The organism is Sinorhizobium sp. NG07B, from assembly GCF_002532005.1.
Classification (GTDB): domain Bacteria; phylum Pseudomonadota; class Alphaproteobacteria; order Rhizobiales; family Rhizobiaceae; genus Sinorhizobium; species Sinorhizobium fredii_C.
This window is the reverse complement of the sequence record NZ_NWTD01000004.1, coordinates 203,144-223,917: the sequence shown is the minus strand read 5'-3', so window position 1 is coordinate 223,917 and position 20,774 is coordinate 203,144. Positions and strand designations below refer to the sequence as shown.

Below are 20,774 nucleotides of genomic sequence, written 5' to 3'. Positions count from 1 at the left end.
AGGCCGGAAAGGGACTCTCCGGCAAATGACGCTCGACACGCTAAAGGCGGCCGAAGCCGCCACCGTGCTGCTCAACTGGTACGATCGCCACCATCGCGATCTGCCGTGGCGTGTCTCGCCGCCGATGGCAGCGCGCGGCGCCGTCGCCGATCCCTACCATGTCTGGCTGTCCGAAGTCATGCTGCAACAGACCACCGTGCAGGCGGTCAAGGCCTATTTCGACAAGTTTCTAAGGCACTGGCCGACGGTTGAAGACCTGGCCGCCGCCGAAACCGAAGAGGTGATGAAGGCCTGGGCCGGCCTCGGCTACTATGCCAGGGCGCGCAATCTGAAGAAATGCGCCGAGGCGGTGGCGCGCGACCATGGCGGCCGCTTCCCGGAGACGGAGGAAGGACTGAAAGCCCTTCCCGGCATCGGCGACTATACAGCGGCCGCGGTTGCGGCGATCGCCTTCAACCGCAGGAGCGCCGTGCTCGACGGCAATGTCGAGCGGGTGATTTCCCGCCTCTATGCGATCGAGACGCCGCTTCCCGCCGCCAAGCCGGAAATGCGCCGGCTCGTCTCGGAACTGACGCCGTCCGACCGGCCGGGTGATTTCGCCCAGGCGATGATGGATCTCGGTGCCACGATCTGTACGCCGAAGCGCCCCGCCTGCGCGCTCTGTCCCTTCCGCTCGAACTGTCGGGCGCTCGCCGTCGCCGATCCCGAGACGTTTCCGCGTAAGGGGGCGAAGAAGGAAAAGCCGCTGCGCCTCGGCGCCGCCTTCGTGGCGATCGATGGTGCTAATGCCGTCTATCTGCGCAAGCGCGCCGAGACGGGCCTCCTTGGCGGCATGACGGAAGTGCCGGGCACGGGCTGGACCGCGCGCCGCGACGGCGAGACCTCGGTAGAGGCGCAGCCTTTCGCGGCCGCCTGGGAAGCCTGCGGCACTGTCACGCATGTCTTCACGCATTTCGAACTGCGCCTCTCGGTCTACCGTGCCAAAGTCGCGAAGGCCGTGGCCTGCGCCGAGGGCTGGTGGGAGCCGATCGCGTCTTTGAAGGGGCAGGCATTGCCGACCGTCATGAAAAAAGCAATCACGCAGGCTATACCGCACGCATTCAAAGCCGTGTAAGGCAAGGCCGCAACCTCGTTCAACCCGCCGCAGGATTACCAATGAGCAGCGTCGACATCCGCCACATCGTTTTCGACATCGGCAAGGTGCTGATCCATTACGATCCGCAGATCCCCTACGCGCGGATCATCCCGGACGAGGCGGAACGCAGCTGGTTCTTCGCCAATGTCTGTACCCACGACTGGAACATCGAACAGGACCGGGGCCGTTCCTGGGAGGAGGCCGAGGCGCTGTTGATCGAGGAGCATCCGGAACGGCAAGAGCATATCCGCGCCTTCCGCCGGCATTGGCACGAGATGGTGCCGCACGCCTATGAAGATACGGTCGCGCTGATGGAAAGCCTGATCGCCGAAGGCCGCGACGTGACGATGCTGACCAACTTCGCCTCCGACACGTTCCGCGAGGCGCAGAAGCGCTTTCCCTTCCTGACGCTGCCGCGCGGCGTTACGGTTTCGGGCGACGTCGGGCTGATCAAGCCGGATGTCGAAATCTACTGGACCCATGCCCGTACCTTCGGTCTCGACCCCGCGGCGACGATCTTCATCGACGACAGCCTGGCCAATGTTGAAGGCGCCCGGGCGGCGGGCTGGCAGGCCGTGCACTTCGTCGATGCCCAAAGGCTGAGGGCCGATCTGGCAGCCTATGGCGTGCAACCGTTGGACGTGCTTGACGGTGTCGGTCCGGCAGTGGCGACCCAGGCCTGATAGCGCGATCCTGACCGCCGAACCGGCCAGCGAATTCACGAAAACGCCGCATTCGGTTCACCCGCCATTCAGCTTTGCTCCTCCATGATCCGCGTTAGATTTCAACGCCTTCGCTGAAAAGGTCGAGCTAATGGTCACGCGCATCTACGGTACTAATTACGCCGATATCCTCAAGCAGAACAGCTATATCGAGGTCGAAATCTATGGCTATGACGGCGACGACGACATCTACCTGAACAGGACCGACAGCTACGGCGGATACAACTACGTCGATGCGGGCTACGGCAATGATCTCGTGGTGAATTCCTACGAGGGCGGCAACGACATTTATATGGGTGCCGGAAACGACATCTATGTTGCCGACATCCGGGCACGCGACACGAGCTCCTACGATGTCGTCTATGCCGGCAGCGGCAATGACCGCTTCGAAATCGACGGCTATGCCAGCGACTATTACGGCGAAAGTGGCAACGACACCTTCCTCTCGGCCGGATTCAACAACTACTTCAACGGCGGCACCGGCATCGACACCGTCAGCTACCAGTTCCAGGACGACTGGAGCTCGGAGCGCGGCAAGGGCGTGACGATCGACCTCGGCAACAAATACGCGACCACCGGCAGCGGCCGGCGCGAGGACCTCATTAGCATCGAGAACGCCACCGGCACGAATTACGGCCATGACGATATCACCGGCAGTTCTGTTGCCAACACGCTGCGCGGGCTGGGCGGCCACGACATTATCGAGGGCCTCGCCGGCGACGACTTCCTCGACGGCGGCAGCGGTGACGACGATCTCTATGGCGGCTCCGGCGCCGATATCATGCGCGGCGGCAGTGGCTTCGACTATCTGGTCGGCGGGACCGGCACCGACAACTTCGATTTCAACGCGATCTCCGAATCGGTGGTCGGCTCCCGCCGCGACGTGATCGCCGATTTCCGCCGCTCCGAGTTCGACGTCATCGACCTTTCGACGATCGATGCCGACACGACCTGGAGCGGCAATCAGAAATTCACCTTCATCGGCGGCAGCGCGTTTTCGGGAGACGCCGGCGAACTGAACTTCCGCTCCGGCGTCCTGTCCGGCGACGTCAATGGCGACGGCTATGCCGACTTCCAGATCAAGGTGAACGGCGTCACCAGCCTGCGGGTCGACGATTTCTTCCTCTGAGGCGGCGCGGCGTGCCCCTTCTCCCCGTCAAGGGAGAAGGTCGCGGCAGCGGGAGGGCATCCCACCTCATACAAACGCCCGGAATCCCTTACGGATTCCGGGCGTTTAAAGCTCTCCTCCCGGGACTGAAGGTACAAAACCGGGCAGAGCGCTTTTTCGAAGACCCAAGCGGAACTGGTTGATCAGTTCAGTTTTGCCAGGTCATTTCGAATGACGGATCTGAGTTCGTCGATCGGCTTCAGAGTATTCCCTTCTTCGAAATGCCAGAACGTCCACCCGTTGCAGGCGTCGAGGCCCTGAACCTTGGCGCCGAGGCGGTGGATCGAGCCGGCCTCGCCGCCAGAGGCAAGCGTGCCGTCGGCGCGCACGATGGCGCTGTAGCGGCGCTTAGCATCGGTCAGCACCGTGCCGGGCTTGATCAAGCCGCTCTCGACGAGCGTATTGAAAGCGACGCGCGGTTCGGCCTTCTTACCGGTCATCACGGACAGCGTCGCCTTGCCGAGGGGCTCGACTGCGGCGATGCGTTCGGCTGCGGCGTCGATATAGTCCTGTTCGCGCTCGATGCCGACGAAATGGCGGCCGAGGCGCTTGGCAACCGCGCCGGTGGTGCCGGAGCCGAAGAAGGGATCGAGCACCACGTCGCCGGGCTTGGTCGAAGCCATCAGGATGCGGGCGAGCAACGCTTCCGGCTTCTGCGTCGGATGCACCTTCTTGCCGTCGTCGCCCTTCAGCCGCTCCGAACCGGAGCAGATCGGGAACAGCCAGTCGGAGCGCATCTGCACGTCGTCGTTCGCGGCCTTCATCGCCTCGTAATTGAAGGTGTAGCCCTTGGCCTTGGCGTTCGGCGTCGCCCAGATCAGCGTTTCGTGGGCGTTCTGGAAGCGGCGACCCTTGAAGTTCGGCATCGGATTGGTCTTGCGCCAGATGATGTCGTTCAGGATCCAGAAATGCAAGTCCTGCAGGATCGCGCCGACCCGGAAGATATTGTGGTAGGAGCCGATTACCCAGAGTGTGCCGGTCGGCTTCAACACGCGGCGGCAGGCAAGCAGCCAGGCGCGGGTGAAGGCATCATAGGCCTCGAAGGAAGCGAACTGGTCCCATTCGTCGTCGACAGCGTCGACCAGCGACTGGTCCGGCCGGTGCAGCATGCCGCCCAGCTGCAGATTATAGGGCGGATCGGCGAAGACGACGTCGACCGAATTGTCGGGGAGCGCGTTCAGCGCAGACACGCAATCTCCTTTGATGATGCTGTCCAACCAGCTCAGCGGACGGGCGGCTCGGGAGATTTCGGCAAGCGAAACAACTGAAGACATGGGCAACTCGCAAATACGCTTACTCGGGACTGACTATAGCACTTATGGTTACCGAAGATGGTTACCAAAGCTTGAAGGCCGCCCGGGAAATTTGCGTCGCTGCCATGCCCCTCTCGTTCAGTTCGTATCGTGCTCGTGCCACTCCCGGCTGTCCGCTGGCGCCTCATGCCGTTCGTTGAGGCCGTAGTCGCGAACGACCGCCGCGATCCGCAGGCGATAGTCGGCGAAGACGCCATTCCTCCCCGCGGCCTGTGCCGCGCGATGTTCCGCACCATTGCGCCAGGCCTTCACCGCCGCTTCGTCGCGCCAGAAGGAGAGCGACAGCAGCTTGTTCGGATCGGTAAGGCTCTGGAATCGCTCGATCGAGATGAAGCCGTCTATCCCGTCGAGCAGCGACCGCAGGTCGGCGGCAAGGGCGAGATAGGCTTCGCGCTTGCCCTCGGCCGGCAGAACCTCAAAAATCACCGCGATCATCGCATCACTCCTTCCCATGTGGCAGCGAGACGTTCTTCAGGAAGATGCGGTCCTCCTTGAGGATGAAACGCTCGCGCCGCGCGAATTCGTAATTCTCGCGGCCGAGCGGATCGGCGGCAAGACGCGCCCGGTACGCCTCGTAGGCGGCGAGGCTTTCGATGTTGTAGACGCCATAGGCGGTCGTCGCCGAGCCTTCGTGCGGACCGAAATAGCCGATGAGGTCAGCACCGCAGCGTGGAATGGCCTCGCCCCAATTGCGGGAATAGGTAGCGAAATCCTCCTTGCGGAAGGGATCGATCTCGTAGCGAATGAAGCAGGTGATCATGATCTTCTCCTTGTTGATGATTTGCATCATGCCCGCTTGTTCGGCCGGAATGCTTCGACTACGATCGAAGTATGAAGGAAGGTCCCGATATCGCCCTCATCGGATCGCTGATCGGCGATCCGGCCCGCGCCAACATGCTGACCGCGCTGATGGGCGGCCAGGCGCTGACGCCAACGGAGCTTGCGGCGCACGCCGGCATCACGCTGCAGACCGCGAGCTCGCATCTCGCCAAGCTCGAGGCCGGCGGATTGCTGACGCAGCGCAAGCAGGGTCGGCATCGCTACTATGCCTTGGCCGAAGACGAGGTTGGGCTGATGCTCGAAAGCCTCATGGGTTTCGCCGCCAGCCGCGGCCTGACGCGGCATCGGCTGGGGCCGAAGGATCCGGCGCTCAGAAAGGCGCGCATCTGCTACAACCACCTCGCCGGCGACTATGGCGTGCGCCTGCTGGACAGTCTGGTCGCGGACCGCCAGATCGAAGTGACTGGAGAGGACCTCGCCTTGACCGATGCAGGACGGCATCGCATCGAGGCGCTCGGCATCGACTACCCCGCGCTTCAAAAATCCCGACGGCCGATCTGCCGAACCTGCCTCGACTGGAGCGAACGCCGTTCGCATCTCGCCGGCTCGCTCGGCGTGGCGCTGCTCAGGCTGTTCATCGACAACGGCTGGGCGAAACGCGAGAAGGACAGCCGCGTGATCCGTTTCACCGACAGGGGCGAAAAAGCCTTCCTGGAGCTCTTTCCGCTATAGGCGCTTGGCCTTGACGAGCGCGTCGGCAAAACCGTCGCCCGCGATCCGTGTGCAAAACTGCGCCCATTCGCACGCCTCGCAGGCTGCCCGTATCGAGTCTGCCGCAAACGAGGCACGCAGCCGCTCCAGGCGCTCGCCGTCCAGTTGGAGGACCGAGCCGGCCGTCAGCGACATGCCCAGCAGATCGGCGACGGCGGTCAAGGCTTTGTCGTCACGGTCAAGAACACTGTCGTTCCGGCAATGGGCGTCGGGATCATTCAGCATGGGAGCGCAGATATCGTCCGGGCCTTGGACGATTTCGATCGCCTCGCCGGAGGAAAGGCGGGCGGCGATCCCGAGATAGTTGCGGGTGAAGGCGGCCGTGTAGCCCTTGCCGACATAGGTCAGCAGACACAGGAGATGGTGGCCGCGCAGGCGAACCATGGAATGTCACCTCGTCCCGGTTTCCGAAGTCGCAGTTTACGGCAGATCGCCGCTATCCGACGATAGAAAAGGCGTCGCGGACTTCCCCGCCGGCGGTCTTTACCGGCGTCTTGCCGATCCAGCCGACATGGCGCTCGAGGATCGAGGCAGCCTCCTCGCCTCTCCCCTGGCGCAGCGCTGCAAGAATGGCGCGGTGGTCGTGGTCGCTGCGTGCCTCCCAGCTGGATCGCCAGGCGGAGAAGAGAAACCGGGCGCTTGCCGCATGAAGGTCGTCGATCGCGGCGAGCAGGCGCGGCATGGCACAGGGCTCGAGGATCAAACGGTGGAACGCTCGGTTTGCCGCCTCCCAGCTACGCACGTCGCGGGATCTGTCCGCCGCGGCCGTGGCCGCCTCGGCGCGATCGAGAATGGCGGGTGCCAGGTGGGGTATGGCATGGCGGAGCGCCAGCACCTCGAGTGCCGCGCGCATCTCCGCCACCTCGCGCACCTCTTTGAGATCGAAGGAGGCGACCCGCACGCCCCGGCGCGGCTCGCTGACGGCAAGGCCTTGCGCCTCGAGCCGTCGGAAAGCCTCACGCACCGGCACGTGGCTCGCGCCGAACTCCTCGGCAACATGGTCCTGACGCAACCGCTCGCCCGGAGAGAGCGCCCCGGAGATGATCCTTTCGGCGAGCGCCCGGCTGATCCGGCTTGCAATCGTGTCATCGCGTTCGTTTGTCATGCGCTACAGATAGAGGTGCAGCCCGAGCCTGTCGAGCAAGGCACAATTTCCGCAAGACGATTTCCAAAGGTTGAGCTTTGATCCACCATCGTATAAATCTGCCCGGACCTGTTTTCGCGCCGCATCGAGCCTCCTCCCCGCCAGCGGCGCGCCTCTCCCAAGGACGCAAAATGACCGGTTTCGATCTCATCATCTTTGACTGCGACGGCGTGCTCGTCGATTCGGAAATCATCGCCTCGGAAGTCGAGGCCGGACTTCTGACGGAAGCCGGCTACCCGATCAGTGTCGAGGAAATGAGCGAGCGCTTTGCCGGCATGACCTGGCGCGACACGCTGCTGGCGATCGAGAAGGAAGCCAGCATTCCGCTCTCGGCTTCTTTGATCGACCGCGTCGACACCATTCTCGACAAGCGGCTCGCCCGCGACGTCAAGATCATCGACGGCGTCAAGCCCGTACTGCTGCAGCTGACGCTGCCGCACTGCATCTGCTCGAACTCGACCTCAGCGCGGCTCGCAACGATGCTCGGCAAGGTCGGCATTCAGGATCATTTCGGCAAGCATATCTATTCGGCGCGCGATCTTGGCCCGGACCGGGTCAAGCCGAAGCCGGACATCTTCCTGCATGGCGCCGCCCAGTTCGGCGTCGACCCGGCACGCGTCCTCGTCATCGAGGACTCGGTGCACGGCGTCCACGGGGCGCGCGCCGCCGGCATGCGCGTCGTCGGCTTCACGGGGGGCTCGCATAGCTATGCCTCGCATGCTGACAAGCTGACGGAGGCCGGCGCCGAGACCGTTATCTCGCGGATGGCCGTCCTGCCCGGCGTTGTCGCCGCGCTTGCCGAATGGTCCGAGTCCCTGACGGCCTGACCCTCACCCTCTCTAATTCCGACGGCCCTTCGCGCCGCTTATCATCGGCGCCCTCGAAAGGCGGCATGCGGTGGAAGACCCATGGTTTCCTGCGAGAAACCGCGGGTTTTCGAACGGCGCACGAGAGCTATATCAAGATCGACCACTGCATGGTTCCGGGTAGGGCCGCGCAGCAGTTCAAAGCGCTATGGCGGCCTCCGTATGTCCGGGCGCTGTAGAGGTTATTTCCAAGGAGGAACCACGATGCGTCTTTCACTATTGACCGGACTAACCCTGGCTGCCGGCGTGGCCTTCGCGCCGCTCGCCCATGCCGATATCACGATCGGCGTGATCACGCCGCTCACCGGCCCGGTCGCGGCCTTTGGCGAGCAGGTGAAGAACGGCGCCGAGGCAGCGGCCGAAGCAATCAACAATGCCGGCGGCATCAAGGGCGAGAAGATCGTCATCAAGATCGTCGACGATGCTGGCGAGCCGAAGCAGGCTGTTTCCGTTTCCAACCAGCTCGCCGGAGAGAGCGTGCGCTATGTCGTCGGGCCGGTGCTTTCCGGCACGGCGATGCCGGCATCCGACGTGCTCGCCGAGAACGGCATCCTCATGGTCACGCCGACAGCAACCACGCCCGACCTTACCACCCGCGGGCTTTGGAACGTGCTGCGCACCTGCGGCCGCGACGACCAGCAGGCCGTGGTCGCGGCCGACTATGTTGTCAAGAACCTCAAGGACAAGCGCGTCGCCGTCCTGCACGACAAGGGTGCTTACGGCAAGGGCCTCGCCGATGGCTTCAAGGCGGCGATCAACGCAGGCGGCATCACGGAAGTCGTCTACGAGGGCTTGAACCCCGGTGAGAAGGACTTCAGCGCCATCGTCACACGCCTCAAGGCCGAGAATGTCGAGGTCGTCTATTTCGGCGGCTACCACGCCGAGGCCGGCCTGATGATCCGGCAGATGCGCGACCAGGGCGTCAATGCGCAGCTGATCGGCGGCGACGGCCTCTCCAACACCGAGTTTTGGGCGATCGGCGGCAACGCTGCCGAGGGAACGATCTACACGAATGCGAGCGACGCCACCCGCCACCCGGCCGCCGCACCGGTGATCGAGGCGCTCAATGTCAAGAACATCCCGGCGGAAGCCTTCACGCTCAACGCCTATGCCGCCGTCCAGGTGCTCAAGGCCGGCATCGAGAAGGCAGGCTCGGCCGAGGATGCGACCGCGGTTGCGACCGCGATCAAATCCGGCGAGGCGATCGACACGGTCATCGGCAAGCTGACCTATGGCGAGAGCGGCGATCTCACCTCGCCGAGCTTCTCGCTGTACAAATGGGAAGCGGGCAAGAGCGTGGCGGCCGAATAACCCGGCCGCGGACGCGTGGAAACGCCGGGCATTGCCTCGGCGTTTTTATAAGTGGCTGCAAAGAGTTGTTTTTCTTGGAGTCTGCCCCTCATCCGGCCTGCCGGCCACCTTCTCCCCGCAGGCGGGGCGAAGGGGACTCGCGGCACCGTATCGGGTCAGCGTAAGGGGCAACTCCCCCGCACCTGTGCGGCCTGCTACTGCTTCGCCTTCTGCGGTCCCTCGTCGAAGCCGACGAAGATCTTGGCATCGGCTCCGGCTCCGGCCGGCAGGGTGACGTTGGCCTTGGTGAAGACGAATTGCGTGTTGGTGCTGCCCGGCGGGACTTCGACCGGATATTGCGTCAGTTCGGAATAGAGCGTCTTTTCCCCGTCGGTCGCCGCCACGCGGATAGGCATGGTAATCTTGCCCGGACCGCCGGCGGGGCCGGCGACGACACGGCCCTGGGCGACCACGGTCACCGTCAGTGTGTCCGCGCTCTGCACGCATTGCCGCGTGGTATCGGCTAGCGAGGCCTGGTAGACCACCTTGGTCGGATCGTCCTTGCCGCCCTTCGCATAGGTGCGATAGGAGGCGGTGCCGTCCCGCAGCGTCACCGGCGGGCAAGCCGCCTGGATCACCGCCGGCGTCGGTGCGTTCGCGGTGCCGCCGGCCTCGATGGCGCCGCCGTCTTGCGTTTTGTTACAGCCTGCGGCGACCAAAAGGACAGACATTGCGATAAGATGGCGAGACACTTTGCCAGACACGTTGCACGACCCCTACTGAACCGGTGAGACTTTGAGATCACGGCAACCGCGGCGAATTCGGCCGAAGCTGGCGCGATCCTTTGATGGCCGGAGCAGGAACCCATCTGCAATCCCCTCCTCCTCCGGACCGACGAACCTCGAGGGCCTTTCTCGACCCTCGGGCATCGTCTATAGCAGCGGCAAATCGAAAAATCGACCGCCGGGCCATCGCAAGCCTCACTTTCCGAAGCATTTGGAAATTTGCCATGGTGACAAAAATGTCCGCGCGATTTACGGCGAACTGGAACAAATAGGGGGCCGGGCGGCGGTTCTTCCTTGAAGGGTTATGCAATATCGGCGTGATAGCGCGGCTCGGTCCTCCGCCAGACTGTCTGCTGTAACTTTGAGATGCGGTAACGAAGGATGAAGAAGGTGAAGTATATTTCGACGCGCGGGGAAGCAGCACCCCTCGGTTTCTGCGACGCTCTTCTGGCAGGGCTTGCTCGTGACGGCGGCCTCTACCTGCCGAAAGAATGGCCGGCCTTCTCGAAAAAGGAAATCCGTGCGCTGCGCGGCAAGTCCTATCAGGAAATCGCTTTCGCTGTTCTCGAGCCCTTCACGAACGGTGAAATTCCGGCCGCGAAGTTCCGCGAGATGATCGACGAGGCCTATGCGACCTTCCGCCATCCGGCCATCGCCCCGCTTGTCCAGACCGGCCCCAACTCCTTCGTCATGGAGCTCTTCCACGGTTCGACGCTCGCCTTCAAGGACGTCGCCATGCAATTGCTGGCGCGCCTCATGGATCATGTGCTCGCCGAGCGCGGCGAACGGGCGACGATCGTCGGGGCAACCTCCGGCGATACCGGCGGTGCCGCGATCGACGCCTTTGCCGGCCGGGAAAGGACGGACATCTTCATCCTCTTCCCGCACGGCAAGGTCTCGCCGGTGCAGCAGCGGCAGATGACGACCGCGGGGGCGTCGAACGTCCATGCGATCGCTATCAAGGGCAATTTCGACGATTGCCAGAACCTCGTCAAAGCCATGTTCAACGACACGGCGTTTCGCGACCGGGTTAAGCTGTCGGGGGTCAATTCGATCAACTGGGCGCGCATCATGGCTCAGATCGTCTATTACTTCACCACGGCGATCGCGCTCGGCGGCCCGGACCGGAGGATCTCCTTCACGGTGCCGACCGGCAATTTCGGCGATATCTTCGCCGGCTATGTCGCCAAGCGCATGGGCTTGCCGATCGACAGGCTGATCATCGCCACCAATGAAAACGACATTCTGGCGCGCACGCTGAAAACCGGCCGCTACGAGATGCGCGAGGTCAAGGCGACGACCTCGCCCTCGATGGACATTCAGATCTCGTCCAACTTCGAGCGCTTGTTGTTCGAGGCCTATGGCCGCGAGGCGGCAGGGGTGCGCGCCGCCATGGAAAGCCTCAAGCAATCCGGTTCCTTTGCCATCGAAGAGGGCGCACTGAAAAAAATTCGCAAGGAATTTCGCGCCGGCCGCGCCTCGGAGAAGCAGGTGGCGGCGACGATCCGCGAAACCTTCGAGAAATCCGGCTATCTCCTTGATCCGCATACGGCAATCGGCGTCTCGGTCGCCGCCAAGCACGAGAAGCCGTCGGCGCCAATGGTGGCGCTCGGGACCGCTCACCCCGCGAAATTTCCCGACGCGGTAAAATCGGCGAGTGGTATTGACCCCACGCTTCCGACGTGGCTTGCTGATCTCATGACTAGGGCGGAGCGTTTCGACATCCTGGATGCGGAGCTGAAGAACGTCGAAACCTTCATCGGCGAGCGTACCCGCGTTCGGGAATAGAACGAAAGATACGGATGATGAAAGTTGAGTGCACCCGGCTCCCTTCCGGGCTGACGGTGGTAACCGAGCGAATGCCGCATTTGGAAAGCGTGGCGCTCGGGGTCTGGATCAAATCCGGTTCGCGCAACGAGACCGTGGATGAACACGGAATTGCGCATCTGCTGGAGCACATGGCTTTCAAAGGGACAAGACGGCGCAGCGCCCGCCAGATCGCCGAAGAGATCGAAAACGTCGGCGGCGAGGTCAACGCCGCCACCTCCACCGAGACCACCTCCTACTACGCGCGGGTGCTGAAGGACCACGTGCCGCTGGCGGTCGACATCCTTGCGGACATTCTGACGGAATCAACCTTCGACGAGGAGGAGCTGCGGCGCGAGAAGCACGTCATCCTGCAGGAGATCGGCGCGGCCGACGACACGCCGGACGACGTGGTCTTCGACCGCTTCGCCGAGACCGCCTACCGCGACCAGACGGTCGGGCGGCCCATTCTCGGCACGCCCGAAACGGTGATGTCGTTCACCCCCGGTCAGATCCGCCAATATCTCGGCCGCAATTATACGACCGACAGGATGTTCATCGTTGCCGCCGGCGCCGTCGACCACGACACGATCGTGCGCCAGGTCGAGGAGCGCTTTTCCACGCTGCCCGTCACGCCGCTGTCGACTCCGGTCCTCGATACAGCGCGCTACACGGGCGGCGACAGCCGCGAGAGCCGTGACCTGATGGACGCGCAGGTGCTGCTCGGCTTCGAAGGCCGGGCCTATCACGCCCGCGACTTCTACTGTTCGCAGATCCTTGCCAATATCCTCGGCGGCGGCATGTCGTCCCGCCTCTTTCAGGAGGTGCGCGAACATCGCGGCCTCTGTTATTCGGTCTACGCCTTCCATTGGGGCTTTTCCGATACCGGCATCTTCGGCATCCACGCCGCTACCGGCGGGGAAAATCTCCCCGAGCTGATGCCGGTCATCATCGAGGAGCTGCGCAAATCGTCGGCGAGCATCGACCAGCAGGAGATCGAGCGTGCCCGTGCGCAGATCCGGGCGCAACTGCTGATGGGACAGGAAAGCCCGGCGGCGCGCGCCGGCCAGATCGCCCGCCAGATGATGCTCTATGGGCGCCCCATTCCAAACGAAGAGCTGATGGAGCGGCTGTCCGGCATCACCATAGAGCGGCTGACCGATCTCGCCGGCCGGCTCTTCTTCGATACGACCCCTACCCTTTCGGCGATCGGCCCGCTCGAACAGCTCGCCCCGATGAGCGACATTCTGTCGTCTCTGAATATCAAACCCGCTGCCGTCCAGGCGCTCGCCGGCTAGCGGGCGCAATCCCCGATCTTCAGAGTGCGGGCAGCACCTGCGGGGCCCGTGCCTTTCTTGCACAATTTCTAAAATCGGATTCGATTTAGGCGTTAACTTGTGCAACGCTTCGCAATGACACGGCGCCTTCGAACTCTTGCATGATGGCGCGGTCCGGGCTGGGATTTCGGTCCGGCTGTGTAGATTGACCTGAGCGGGATGAGGAAGAGCATGAAGCCGATCTCCGCCCGCCGGCATGCGAGTTTGGGGCCGGAGGCATATATGGCACGATCGGTATTTCGGTTCCTGTCGAGGCAGCCCGAATCGGTCGAAATCGCCAATCAGGATTACCTTCTCCGCCTGCCGCGCTACGCCGATTATCGGCAATGGTATCAATTGCGCAGCGCGAGCCGCGGCTTCCTCGAACCGTGGGAGCCCACCTGGCGGGCTGACGAGATGACCGAGAGCGCGTTTCGCAGCCGCGTCATCCGCAACGAACAGGAATATGCTTCCGGCCAGGCGGTGCCGTTGTTCCTGTTCCGCAGACCGGACGAGGTTCTCCTCGGCGGCCTGACGATCGGCCATATCCGCAGGGGTGCGGCGCAGAATTGCATGATCGGCTACTGGATGGGGCAGAAACATGCCGGCCAGGGCCACATGTACGAGGCGCTGAAGCTGACCATCCCCTACATCTTTTCGACCCTCGAGTTGCACCGTATTGAAGCAGCCTGTATTCCAGAGAACGCAAGGAGCATCCGGCTCCTTGAAAAGGCCGGCTTTGAACGCGAAGGCTACTTGAGACAGTACTTGAAGATAAACGGCCAGTGGCGCGATCACCTGATGTTTTCGCTTCTGTCCGCGGATGCCGTACCGAACAGGAATATGCCCCTTTGATGCCCGTGATCCGCAAGCCGACCGCATGGCCAGCCGCAAGGGTGGCGGCGTTTCTGGCGGCATTCGCCGTTTTCATCTTCGGCACCGCCGGCGGTGTCGCCCATGCTCTCGAACCGGTCAAGATCTCGCGCGAGGACACGGCACTCGACCTGACGGCCACGACGGAAATTTATTCCGGCCGGGGCGAGGCTTTCCAGGTGTCCACCGCGCCCGGCACGGACGGCATCGTGCGGCGCATCGAGGTCCGATCGAGCACGGAGCATCATCAGGGCGACTGGGCCGTCTTCGCGCTTGCAAATGTCTCCGAGGAGCAGCTCGAGCGGGTGATCGTCGCGCCGCATTTCCGGCTGGTCAATTCGAAACTGTTCTGGCCGGACCTCGGCTCGCAACGCATCCTGTCGATCACGCCGAGCGAGGGCTTCGCGCTCGACCGACAGCCGAGCGACGAGGCGGACGTGTTCCGCATCACCCTCAACCCCGGCGCCGTCATCACCTTCGTCGCCGAGCTTGCGACGCCGGAACTGCCGCAGATCTATCTGTGGCAGCCCGACGCCTACAAGGACACGGTCAACGCCTTTACGCTCTATCGCGGCATCGTGCTCGGGATTGCCGGGCTGCTCGCGGTCTTCCTGACCATTCTCTTCGTCGTCAAGGGCACCTCGATGCTGCCGGCGACGGCGGCGCTTGCCTGGGCGGTTCTCGCCTATATCTGTGTCGACTTCGGCTTTCTGTCGAAGCTGATCAGCGTGACGGCTGGCGACGAACGCATATGGCGAGCAGGAACGGAAGTCTTTCTGGCGGCGGGCCTGGTGGTCTTCCTTTTTACCTATCTGAACCTCAACCGCTGGCATCAGCATCTCGGCTACGCGACGCTCGCCTGGATTCTCGGCCTGGCACTGCTCTTCGGCGTCGCCGTCTACGATCCGGCGATCGCATCGGGCATCGCCCGTCTCTCCTTTGCGCTGACGGCGACGGTCGGCATCGTGCTGATCGCCTATCTCGGCTTCAACCGCTACGACCGCGCCATCCTTCTCGTTCCGGCCTGGCTCCTGATCCTCGTCTGGCTGTTCGGCGCGTGGCTGGCGGTCACCGGTCAGCTCGCCAACGACATCGTCCAGCCGGCCCTCGGCGGCGGCCTCGTGTTGATCGTCCTCTTGATCGGCTTCACGGTGATGCAGCATGCCTTTGCCGGCGGCGCATACCAGCAGGGTCTCTTCTCGGACCTCGAGCGGCAGGCGCTGGCGCTGACCGGCTCCGGCGACACCGTCTGGGATTGGGACGTGGCGCGCGACCGCGTCGTGACGATCCCGGACATTTCGCACCAGCTCGGCCTTTCGCTCGGCACGATGAACGGACCGGTCCGCAATTGGGTGCCGCGGCTGCATCCGGACGATCGCGACCGGTTCAGGGCGACCCTGGATGTGCTTCTCGAACACAGACGCGGCCGCTTGAACCACGAATTTCGCGTGCGCGCCGAGGATGGGCACTATCACTGGCTGTCGATCCGGGCGCGGCCCGTGCTGGGCGCCAATGGCGAGATCATCCGCTGCGTCGGCACCATCGTCGACATCACCGAACAGCGCAATTCGGTCGAGCGGCTGCTGCAGAACGCGCTCCTCGACAACCTCACCGGCCTGCCGAACCGGCAGGTTTTCCTCGATCGCCTGCAGGCCATCCTTCTGATGTCCGACGGCACCGCTTCGACGCGGCCGACCGTTCTCGCCATAGACATCGACCGCTACAAGCAGGTCAACGACCTGCTCGGGATCGCCGCCGGCGACAACATTCTGATCGCGTTGACGCGGCGGCTGCGCCGGCTGCTGCGGCCGCAGGACACGCTTGCCCGCCTCGGCGGCGACCAGTTCGGGCTGATCCTGATGTCCGAGCGCGATCCGGCGAAGATCGCCGATTTCGCCGATGCGGTCAGCAAGGCGATCATGGTGCCGCTCAACTACGGCAACCGCGAGATTAATCTCACCGCCTCGATCGGTCTCGTTTCCTGGCTCGACCAGGAGCAGAGCGCCGCAAGCCTGCTCGACGATGCGGAGCTTGCGATGTTTCGCGCCAAGAAGGAGGGCGGCAACCGCGTCGAGCCCTTCCGGCCGGCCTTCCGAACATCCGGATCGGATCGCCTGCAGCTCGAAGCGGACCTGAAGCGGGCGATCGAACGCAAGGAACTGTCGCTCGTCTACCAGCCGATCGTGCGTCTCAGCGATGCCGAGGTCGCCGGTTTCGAAGCGCTGATGCGCTGGGACCATCCGAAGCGCGGCAGTATCTCGCCGACCGAATTCATCCCGATCGCGGAGAATTCCGACGTCATAAACCAGCTCGGCATGTTCGCCTTCGACCAGGCGACGAGCGACCTTTCCGAATGGCAGATCCAGACGGGCGATCTGCCGATCTTCGTCGCGATCAATCTTTCGAGTGCGCAGCTGCTCAACAGCGGGCTCTATGACGACGTCCGGACCATCCTCAACAAGAACCGCTGCGATCCGGCGAAGGTGAAGATGGAGCTGACCGAATCGCTGGTGATGGAGAATCCGGAACAGGCCCGGCTCGTGCTCGAAAAGCTCCGGGAAGCCGGATTGCGGCTCGCCCTCGACGACTTCGGCACCGGCCATTCTTCGCTTTCCTATCTGACCCGCTTCCCCTTCGACACGATCAAGATCGACAAGGCGCTGGTGCGCGATCCGAGCGACAAGCGCGGCGTCGTGCTGCGCTCGGTGATCGCCATGGCGCGCGAACTCGACATGCGGGTCGTCGCCGAAGGCATAGAATCGGAGGAGGATGCGATCCAGCTCGCGCAGATGGGCTGCGATTATGGCCAGAGCTTCCTGTTCGGCCCGCCCGTCGGCTCGGAATCGATCCTGCGGCTCCTGAAGGAGCGCTTTCCGCTCATGAAGAGAGCGTAATCGGGGAAAGAAGCAGGAAACCGAGCCTTCGATTAGGCGTGGCCAGCATCGGGGGAAAGCATCGCAGAAGAGACGCCGATCAGCGCAAGCGCCTGATCGTATTTCTCGTCGAGGTCACGGCTGAAGATCAGCTCTTCACGCGCCGGGCATGTCAGCCAGCCGTTGTTGGCGATTTCGCTTTCGAGCTGCCCCGGTCCCCAGCCGGCATAGCCGAGCAGCATGGTGGCCTTAACGGGCCCCTCGCCGCGCGAAATGGCCTTGACGATGTCGAGCGTCGCCGTCAGGCAGATATCGTCGCTGACCGGAATGCTCGAGTCGCTCAGGTAATCGTCCGAATGCAGGACGAAACCACGACCGGTCTCGACCGGTCCGCCAGCCTGGATCTGGAACTCACGTGCCGCCGAAGGCAGCCGGATCGCTTCGTCCGGGTCGAGCAGTTGCAGATGCAGGAGCACGTCCGGGAAGGTCAGCCGCTGGGGCCGGTTCAACACGAAGCCCATCGCGCCGTCTTCCGAATGGGCGCAGACGAAGATCACCGTGCGGGCGAAATTGGCATCGAACATGCTGGGCATGGCGATCAGGAACTGACCGTCAAGGAAACCACGTTCGCGTATCTTTGGCTGCGCCGTTGTTGCCATAATGAAAGATAGCCTATCAATTCGGCACGAAATGAAAAGCGCCTCTACGTGGCGCGGGCCGAAATTTGCACGCACGACGCTCCTTCGCGTCGATCTCCAGCTCCAACGATACAAAGACAAGCGAATTCCACAGTTGGAGCCCAGTACGGGCGAACCATTCACCCGGCATCGTCGATCAAGCAGATATGATCGGCGGCCTTTCGCGGCGGCTGGAGACGAATGCGGAAACGCGCTAGTGCTAGGTCATGACCAGATGCCGAACCAGGAAGAAGATGGCTCAGCGCCTCGCGAAGGCAAGCCTGCTCGTCGCTCTTTTTTTGCCGTACCAGTCCGAGGCCGCCAGCAGCGACTGGTTGGCCTCCCCCGGCGGGGCGATCCGCCTTGTCGCCTCGCAGCCAAGACCGGACGGCTCCATTCCAGCGGTGCTCGAAATCAAGCTGGAGCCCGGCTGGAAAACCTACTGGCGCGACCCCGGCGCGAGCGGAATACCGCCGCAGATCACCCTCGATCCGGAAGGCGGCGTCGCTCTGGAGGCGATCCGGTTTCCCGCACCGAAGACCTTCGGCGAGGGACCGGGACGCTATGTCGGTTACGACAGCTCGGTTGCCTTCCCTCTGACGCTGAAACGGGTAAGCGGCGAAAAGGACCTGACGGTCCGGGCTTCCGTTTTCCTGGGCGTTTGCGAAGACATCTGCATCCCGGTCCAAGGGACACTGGATCTGGCGCTGAAGGCCGGTGTCTTCGACAATCCACTGGACGGCGCGCGCATCGAGGAGGCCGTGGCGGCACTTCCGAAGCCGCCATCCGATCACTTCAGGGTCACGATGACAGACTTCGAAGAGGATGCCGGCATCATGCACCTCGATCTCCGGCTTCCGCAAGACGCGGGCGAACCGGAGATTTTCCTCGCCGGCCCGGCGGGTCTCTCCTTCGGAGCACCGGTCGTGGGCGACCTCTCCGGCGCCGAGCGCCGCGTGGACATTCCCGTGAAGTTCTCCGGCAAGGACCGAAAGATGGGCGGCAAGGCGATTGCGATTACCGTGCGTGCCGGCGATCTGAGCATGGAAACCACGCTTGCCTTTGACTGACGCGTTCCTATAGTCGCTCGCAGGCTCGGCAACCCCTTTGCCGGACCGCGAGTTGAATTCGAGGAGAGAACCGTGACCATTGCTGTCGGAGACAAGCTGCCCAACGCAACCTTCAAGGAAAAGACCGCCGACGGCCCGGTCGAGATCACCACCGACCAGCTCTTCAAGGGCAAGCGCGTCGTCCTTTTCGCCGTCCCGGGGGCGTTCACCCCGACCTGCTCGCTCAATCATCTTCCCGGCTATCTGGAGAACCGCGACGCGATCCTCGCGCGTGGCATCGACGATATCGCCGTCGTCGCCGTCAATGACCTGCATGTGATGAGCGCCTGGGCAACGGCATCCGGCGGCATGGGCAAGATCCATTTCCTATCCGACTGGAACGCTGCCTTCACCAAGGCGCTCGGCCTCGATATCGATCTGTCGGCCGGCACACTCGGCATCCGCTCGAAGCGCTATTCGATGCTCGTCGACGACGGCGTGGTCAAGTCGCTGAACGTCGAAGACTCCCCGGGCCAGGCGACCGTTTCCGGCGCGGCGGCAATGCTGGAACAGCTTTGATCGATAGGGATTGGCGTTAGTCTCAGCCCCTCATCCGCCTGCCGGCACCTTCTCCCCGCAAGCGGGGCGGGGGGACTCGCGGCGCACTCTGAAGTCCCCTCTCCCCGCGGGCGGGGAGAGGGCTAGGGTGAGGGGCAATTGCCCGTCAATCAGGTATTCGAAAAGTGATACTGGCCGTGTGGCGCTACTTCGCCGCAGCCAGGCGGCCCGGCTTCTTAAACGGCTCCATTCCCTTGCGCGCCAGCTCGTCGGCGCGCTCGTTTTCCGGATGGCCGGCGTGGCCCTTGACCCAGTGCCAGGTCACTTGATGCCGGCCCCGCGCCTCATCGAGCGCCTGCCAGAGTTCGCCGTTCTTCACCGGTTTCCTGTCACCGGTCTTCCAGCCGTTGCGTTTCCAGCCGTGGATCCACTTCGAAATGCCGTCCATGACATATTTGCTGTCGGTGTGCAGATCGACCTCGCAGGGCTGCTTCAGGGCGTTGAGCGCCGAGATAGCGGCCGTAAGTTCCATGCGATTGTTGGTCGTCTCCGCCTCGCCCCCGCACATTTCCTTTTCCACTTCGCCATAGCGCAGCACCGCTCCCCAGCCGCCCGGCCCCGGATTGCCCGAGCAAGCGCCGTCGGTAAAGATGTCGACATGCTTCATTGCAAAGCCTCGGCGCGCCGCAGGCCATATGCGGCGCTCGATACGACGGCGCGGTGGAAGCGGAGTTTCGTCAGATATTCGAGCGGGTCCTTCTTGACCACGAGGGCGCCGGCCGGCGTCGTCAGCCAGTCGTAGAGGCGCGTCAGGAAGAAGCGCAGCGCCGAGCCTCGGGCCAACAACGGCAGCGCCGCTACCTCCTCCGCGGTCAGACTCCGTACGCTTTCGTAACCGGAGAGCAAGGCCATTCCCTTGGTGATGTTATAGGAGCCGTTCTTCTCGAAGCACCAGGAGTTCAGACAAACGGCGATGTCATAGGCGAGGAAGTCGTTGCAGGCGAAATAGAAATCGATCAATCCGGAAAGGCGATCGCCTAGGAAGAAGACGTTGTCGGGGAAGAGGTCGGCATGGATCACGCCGCCCGGCAGGCCCTTCGGCCAGTGCTCTTCGAGAAAAGCGAGTTCCGCCGCGATCTCGTCCTTCAAGCCGTCCTGCACCTCGTCGGCGCGCGCCTCGGAATTCCGCCAGAGCGGCCGCCAGCCACCCACCGAGAGCGCATTGGTTCGTTTCAACGGGAACCCTTCGCCCGCTTCGTGCATCGATGCCAGCGCCCGGCCAACTTCGCGGCAATGCTGCGCCTCGGGCTTCCTCAGCCACATGCCTTCGAGGAAGGAGATGACGGCGGCCGGCCGGCCGGACAGCGTGCCGAGCAGTTCGCCATCGGCACGCGGCAAGGGGAGCGGGCAGGAAAGCCCCCTTTCCGCGAGATGGTGCATCAGCCCCAGGAAGAACGGCAGGTCATCGGCATTCACCCGCTTTTCGTAGAGCGTGAGGATATAGGAGCCCTTGGTCGTATGGAGAAGGAAGTTCGAATTCTCGACGCCTTCGGCGATGCCCTTGTAGGAGGTCAGAACGCCCACGTCATAGGCGGCCAGAAAGCGGATCAGGTCGTCTTCCGTGATATCGGTGTAAACTGCCAAGGGT

General features: G+C 63.2%; 21 protein-coding genes. 12 read left to right on the top strand and 9 right to left on the bottom strand.

Annotated elements, in window-relative coordinates:
* The first annotated feature begins 25 nt into the window (after positions 1-25).
* The 3 genes from mutY to CO664_RS15730 all read left to right on the top strand — a co-directional run bounded on the left by mutY (position 26) and on the right by CO664_RS15730 (position 2,986).
* Positions 26-1,114, top strand: a complete 1,089-nt coding sequence (mutY, locus tag CO664_RS15740; protein WP_037413435.1) for an A/G-specific adenine glycosylase — start codon at positions 26-28, stop codon at positions 1,112-1,114.
* Positions 1,115-1,155: 41 nt separating this feature from the next.
* Entirely contained in the window at positions 1,156-1,818 is a 663-nt protein-coding gene (locus CO664_RS15735; protein WP_037413432.1) for an HAD family phosphatase, read from the top strand.
* Positions 1,819-1,948: 130 nt separating this feature from the next.
* The gene (locus CO664_RS15730; protein WP_097539300.1) at positions 1,949-2,986 is read left to right on the top strand and encodes a calcium-binding protein; all 1,038 of its coding nucleotides are present in this window, start codon (positions 1,949-1,951) and stop codon (positions 2,984-2,986) included.
* A 182-nt stretch (positions 2,987-3,168) separates the two neighbouring features.
* On the opposite strand, the gene CO664_RS15725 is transcribed toward CO664_RS15730, so the two are convergent.
* The 3 genes from CO664_RS15725 to CO664_RS15715 form a co-directional block, all read right to left on the bottom strand.
* Positions 3,169-4,299 carry a site-specific DNA-methyltransferase gene (locus CO664_RS15725; RefSeq protein WP_097539299.1) on the bottom strand — a complete coding sequence of 377 codons (1,131 nt, stop codon included), beginning with the start codon at positions 4,297-4,299 and terminating at the stop codon, positions 3,169-3,171.
* 117 nt (positions 4,300-4,416) lie between these two features.
* A complete protein-coding gene (locus CO664_RS15720) occupies positions 4,417-4,773 on the bottom strand; it encodes an antibiotic biosynthesis monooxygenase (protein WP_097526276.1) in 357 nt (118 codons plus the stop codon).
* Positions 4,774-4,777: 4 nt separating this feature from the next.
* A complete protein-coding gene (locus tag CO664_RS15715) occupies positions 4,778-5,098 on the bottom strand; it encodes an NIPSNAP family protein (protein WP_037413749.1) in 321 nt (106 codons plus the stop codon).
* Positions 5,099-5,169: 71 nt separating this feature from the next.
* Between CO664_RS15715 and CO664_RS15710 the strand changes: the two genes are divergently transcribed.
* Entirely contained in the window at positions 5,170-5,850 is a 681-nt protein-coding gene (locus CO664_RS15710; RefSeq protein ID WP_097539298.1) for a winged helix-turn-helix domain-containing protein, read from the top strand.
* On the opposite strand, the gene CO664_RS15705 is transcribed toward CO664_RS15710, so the two are convergent.
* Positions 5,845-6,273: a DUF1284 domain-containing protein gene (locus CO664_RS15705; RefSeq protein ID WP_097539297.1), complete on the bottom strand. Its 429-nt coding sequence runs from the start codon at positions 6,271-6,273 to the stop codon at positions 5,845-5,847. The genes CO664_RS15710 and CO664_RS15705 overlap by 6 nt on opposite strands.
* 52 nt (positions 6,274-6,325) lie before the next feature.
* Entirely contained in the window at positions 6,326-6,994 is a 669-nt protein-coding gene (locus CO664_RS15700; RefSeq protein ID WP_097539296.1) for a GntR family transcriptional regulator, read from the bottom strand.
* Positions 6,995-7,164: 170 nt separating this feature from the next.
* Here CO664_RS15700 and CO664_RS15695 point away from each other — a divergent pair, with 170 nt between their 5' ends.
* Positions 7,165-7,860 (top strand): HAD family phosphatase, encoded by a 696-nt coding sequence (locus tag CO664_RS15695; protein WP_037413420.1) that lies wholly within the window; start codon positions 7,165-7,167, stop codon positions 7,858-7,860.
* Positions 7,861-8,103: 243 nt separating this feature from the next.
* On the top strand, positions 8,104-9,210 hold the full coding sequence (locus tag CO664_RS15690) for an ABC transporter substrate-binding protein (protein ID WP_037413418.1): 1,107 nt from the start codon (positions 8,104-8,106) through the stop codon (positions 9,208-9,210).
* A gap of 194 nt (positions 9,211-9,404) precedes the next feature.
* Here the strand turns inward: CO664_RS15690 and CO664_RS15685 are convergent, their stop codons facing one another.
* Positions 9,405-9,953, bottom strand: a complete 549-nt coding sequence (locus tag CO664_RS15685; RefSeq protein WP_037413416.1) for a hypothetical protein — start codon at positions 9,951-9,953, stop codon at positions 9,405-9,407.
* Between the two features lie 402 nt (positions 9,954-10,355).
* On the opposite strand from CO664_RS15685, the gene thrC reads away from it, so the two are divergent.
* From thrC to CO664_RS15665, 4 genes are all read left to right on the top strand, one after another.
* Entirely contained in the window at positions 10,356-11,762 is a 1,407-nt protein-coding gene (gene thrC, locus CO664_RS15680; protein ID WP_172900163.1) for a threonine synthase, read from the top strand.
* Between the two features lie 14 nt (positions 11,763-11,776).
* Positions 11,777-13,078 carry a pitrilysin family protein gene (locus tag CO664_RS15675; protein WP_037413415.1) on the top strand — a complete coding sequence of 434 codons (1,302 nt, stop codon included), beginning with the start codon at positions 11,777-11,779 and terminating at the stop codon, positions 13,076-13,078.
* A 261-nt stretch (positions 13,079-13,339) separates the two neighbouring features.
* Complete coding sequence (locus CO664_RS15670; protein WP_037413744.1) at positions 13,340-13,951, top strand: GNAT family protein; 612 nt, start codon at positions 13,340-13,342, stop codon at positions 13,949-13,951.
* Positions 13,951-16,863: a sensor domain-containing phosphodiesterase gene (locus CO664_RS15665; protein ID WP_097539295.1), complete on the top strand. Its 2,913-nt coding sequence runs from the start codon at positions 13,951-13,953 to the stop codon at positions 16,861-16,863. The genes CO664_RS15670 and CO664_RS15665 overlap by 1 nt, the downstream gene beginning before the upstream one ends.
* 32 nt (positions 16,864-16,895) lie before the next feature.
* On the opposite strand, the gene CO664_RS15660 is transcribed toward CO664_RS15665, so the two are convergent.
* Complete coding sequence (locus CO664_RS15660; RefSeq protein WP_037413412.1) at positions 16,896-17,501, bottom strand: YqgE/AlgH family protein; 606 nt, start codon at positions 17,499-17,501, stop codon at positions 16,896-16,898.
* 272 nt (positions 17,502-17,773) lie between these two features.
* Here CO664_RS15660 and CO664_RS15655 point away from each other — a divergent pair, with 272 nt between their 5' ends.
* Positions 17,774-18,589: a protein-disulfide reductase DsbD domain-containing protein gene (locus CO664_RS15655; RefSeq protein WP_097526280.1), complete on the top strand. Its 816-nt coding sequence runs from the start codon at positions 17,774-17,776 to the stop codon at positions 18,587-18,589.
* Positions 18,590-18,661: 72 nt separating this feature from the next.
* Positions 18,662-19,147 (top strand): peroxiredoxin, encoded by a 486-nt coding sequence (locus tag CO664_RS15650; protein WP_037413410.1) that lies wholly within the window; start codon positions 18,662-18,664, stop codon positions 19,145-19,147.
* 184 nt (positions 19,148-19,331) lie between these two features.
* Here the strand turns inward: CO664_RS15650 and rnhA are convergent, their stop codons facing one another.
* The gene (gene rnhA / locus CO664_RS15645) at positions 19,332-19,793 is read right to left on the bottom strand and encodes a ribonuclease HI (protein ID WP_037413409.1); all 462 of its coding nucleotides are present in this window, start codon (positions 19,791-19,793) and stop codon (positions 19,332-19,334) included.
* Positions 19,790-20,770, bottom strand: coding sequence for a homoserine kinase (locus CO664_RS15640; protein ID WP_097539294.1), 981 nt, complete (start codon positions 20,768-20,770; stop codon positions 19,790-19,792). The genes rnhA and CO664_RS15640 overlap by 4 nt, the downstream gene beginning before the upstream one ends.
* Positions 20,771-20,774: the final 4 nt, after the last annotated feature.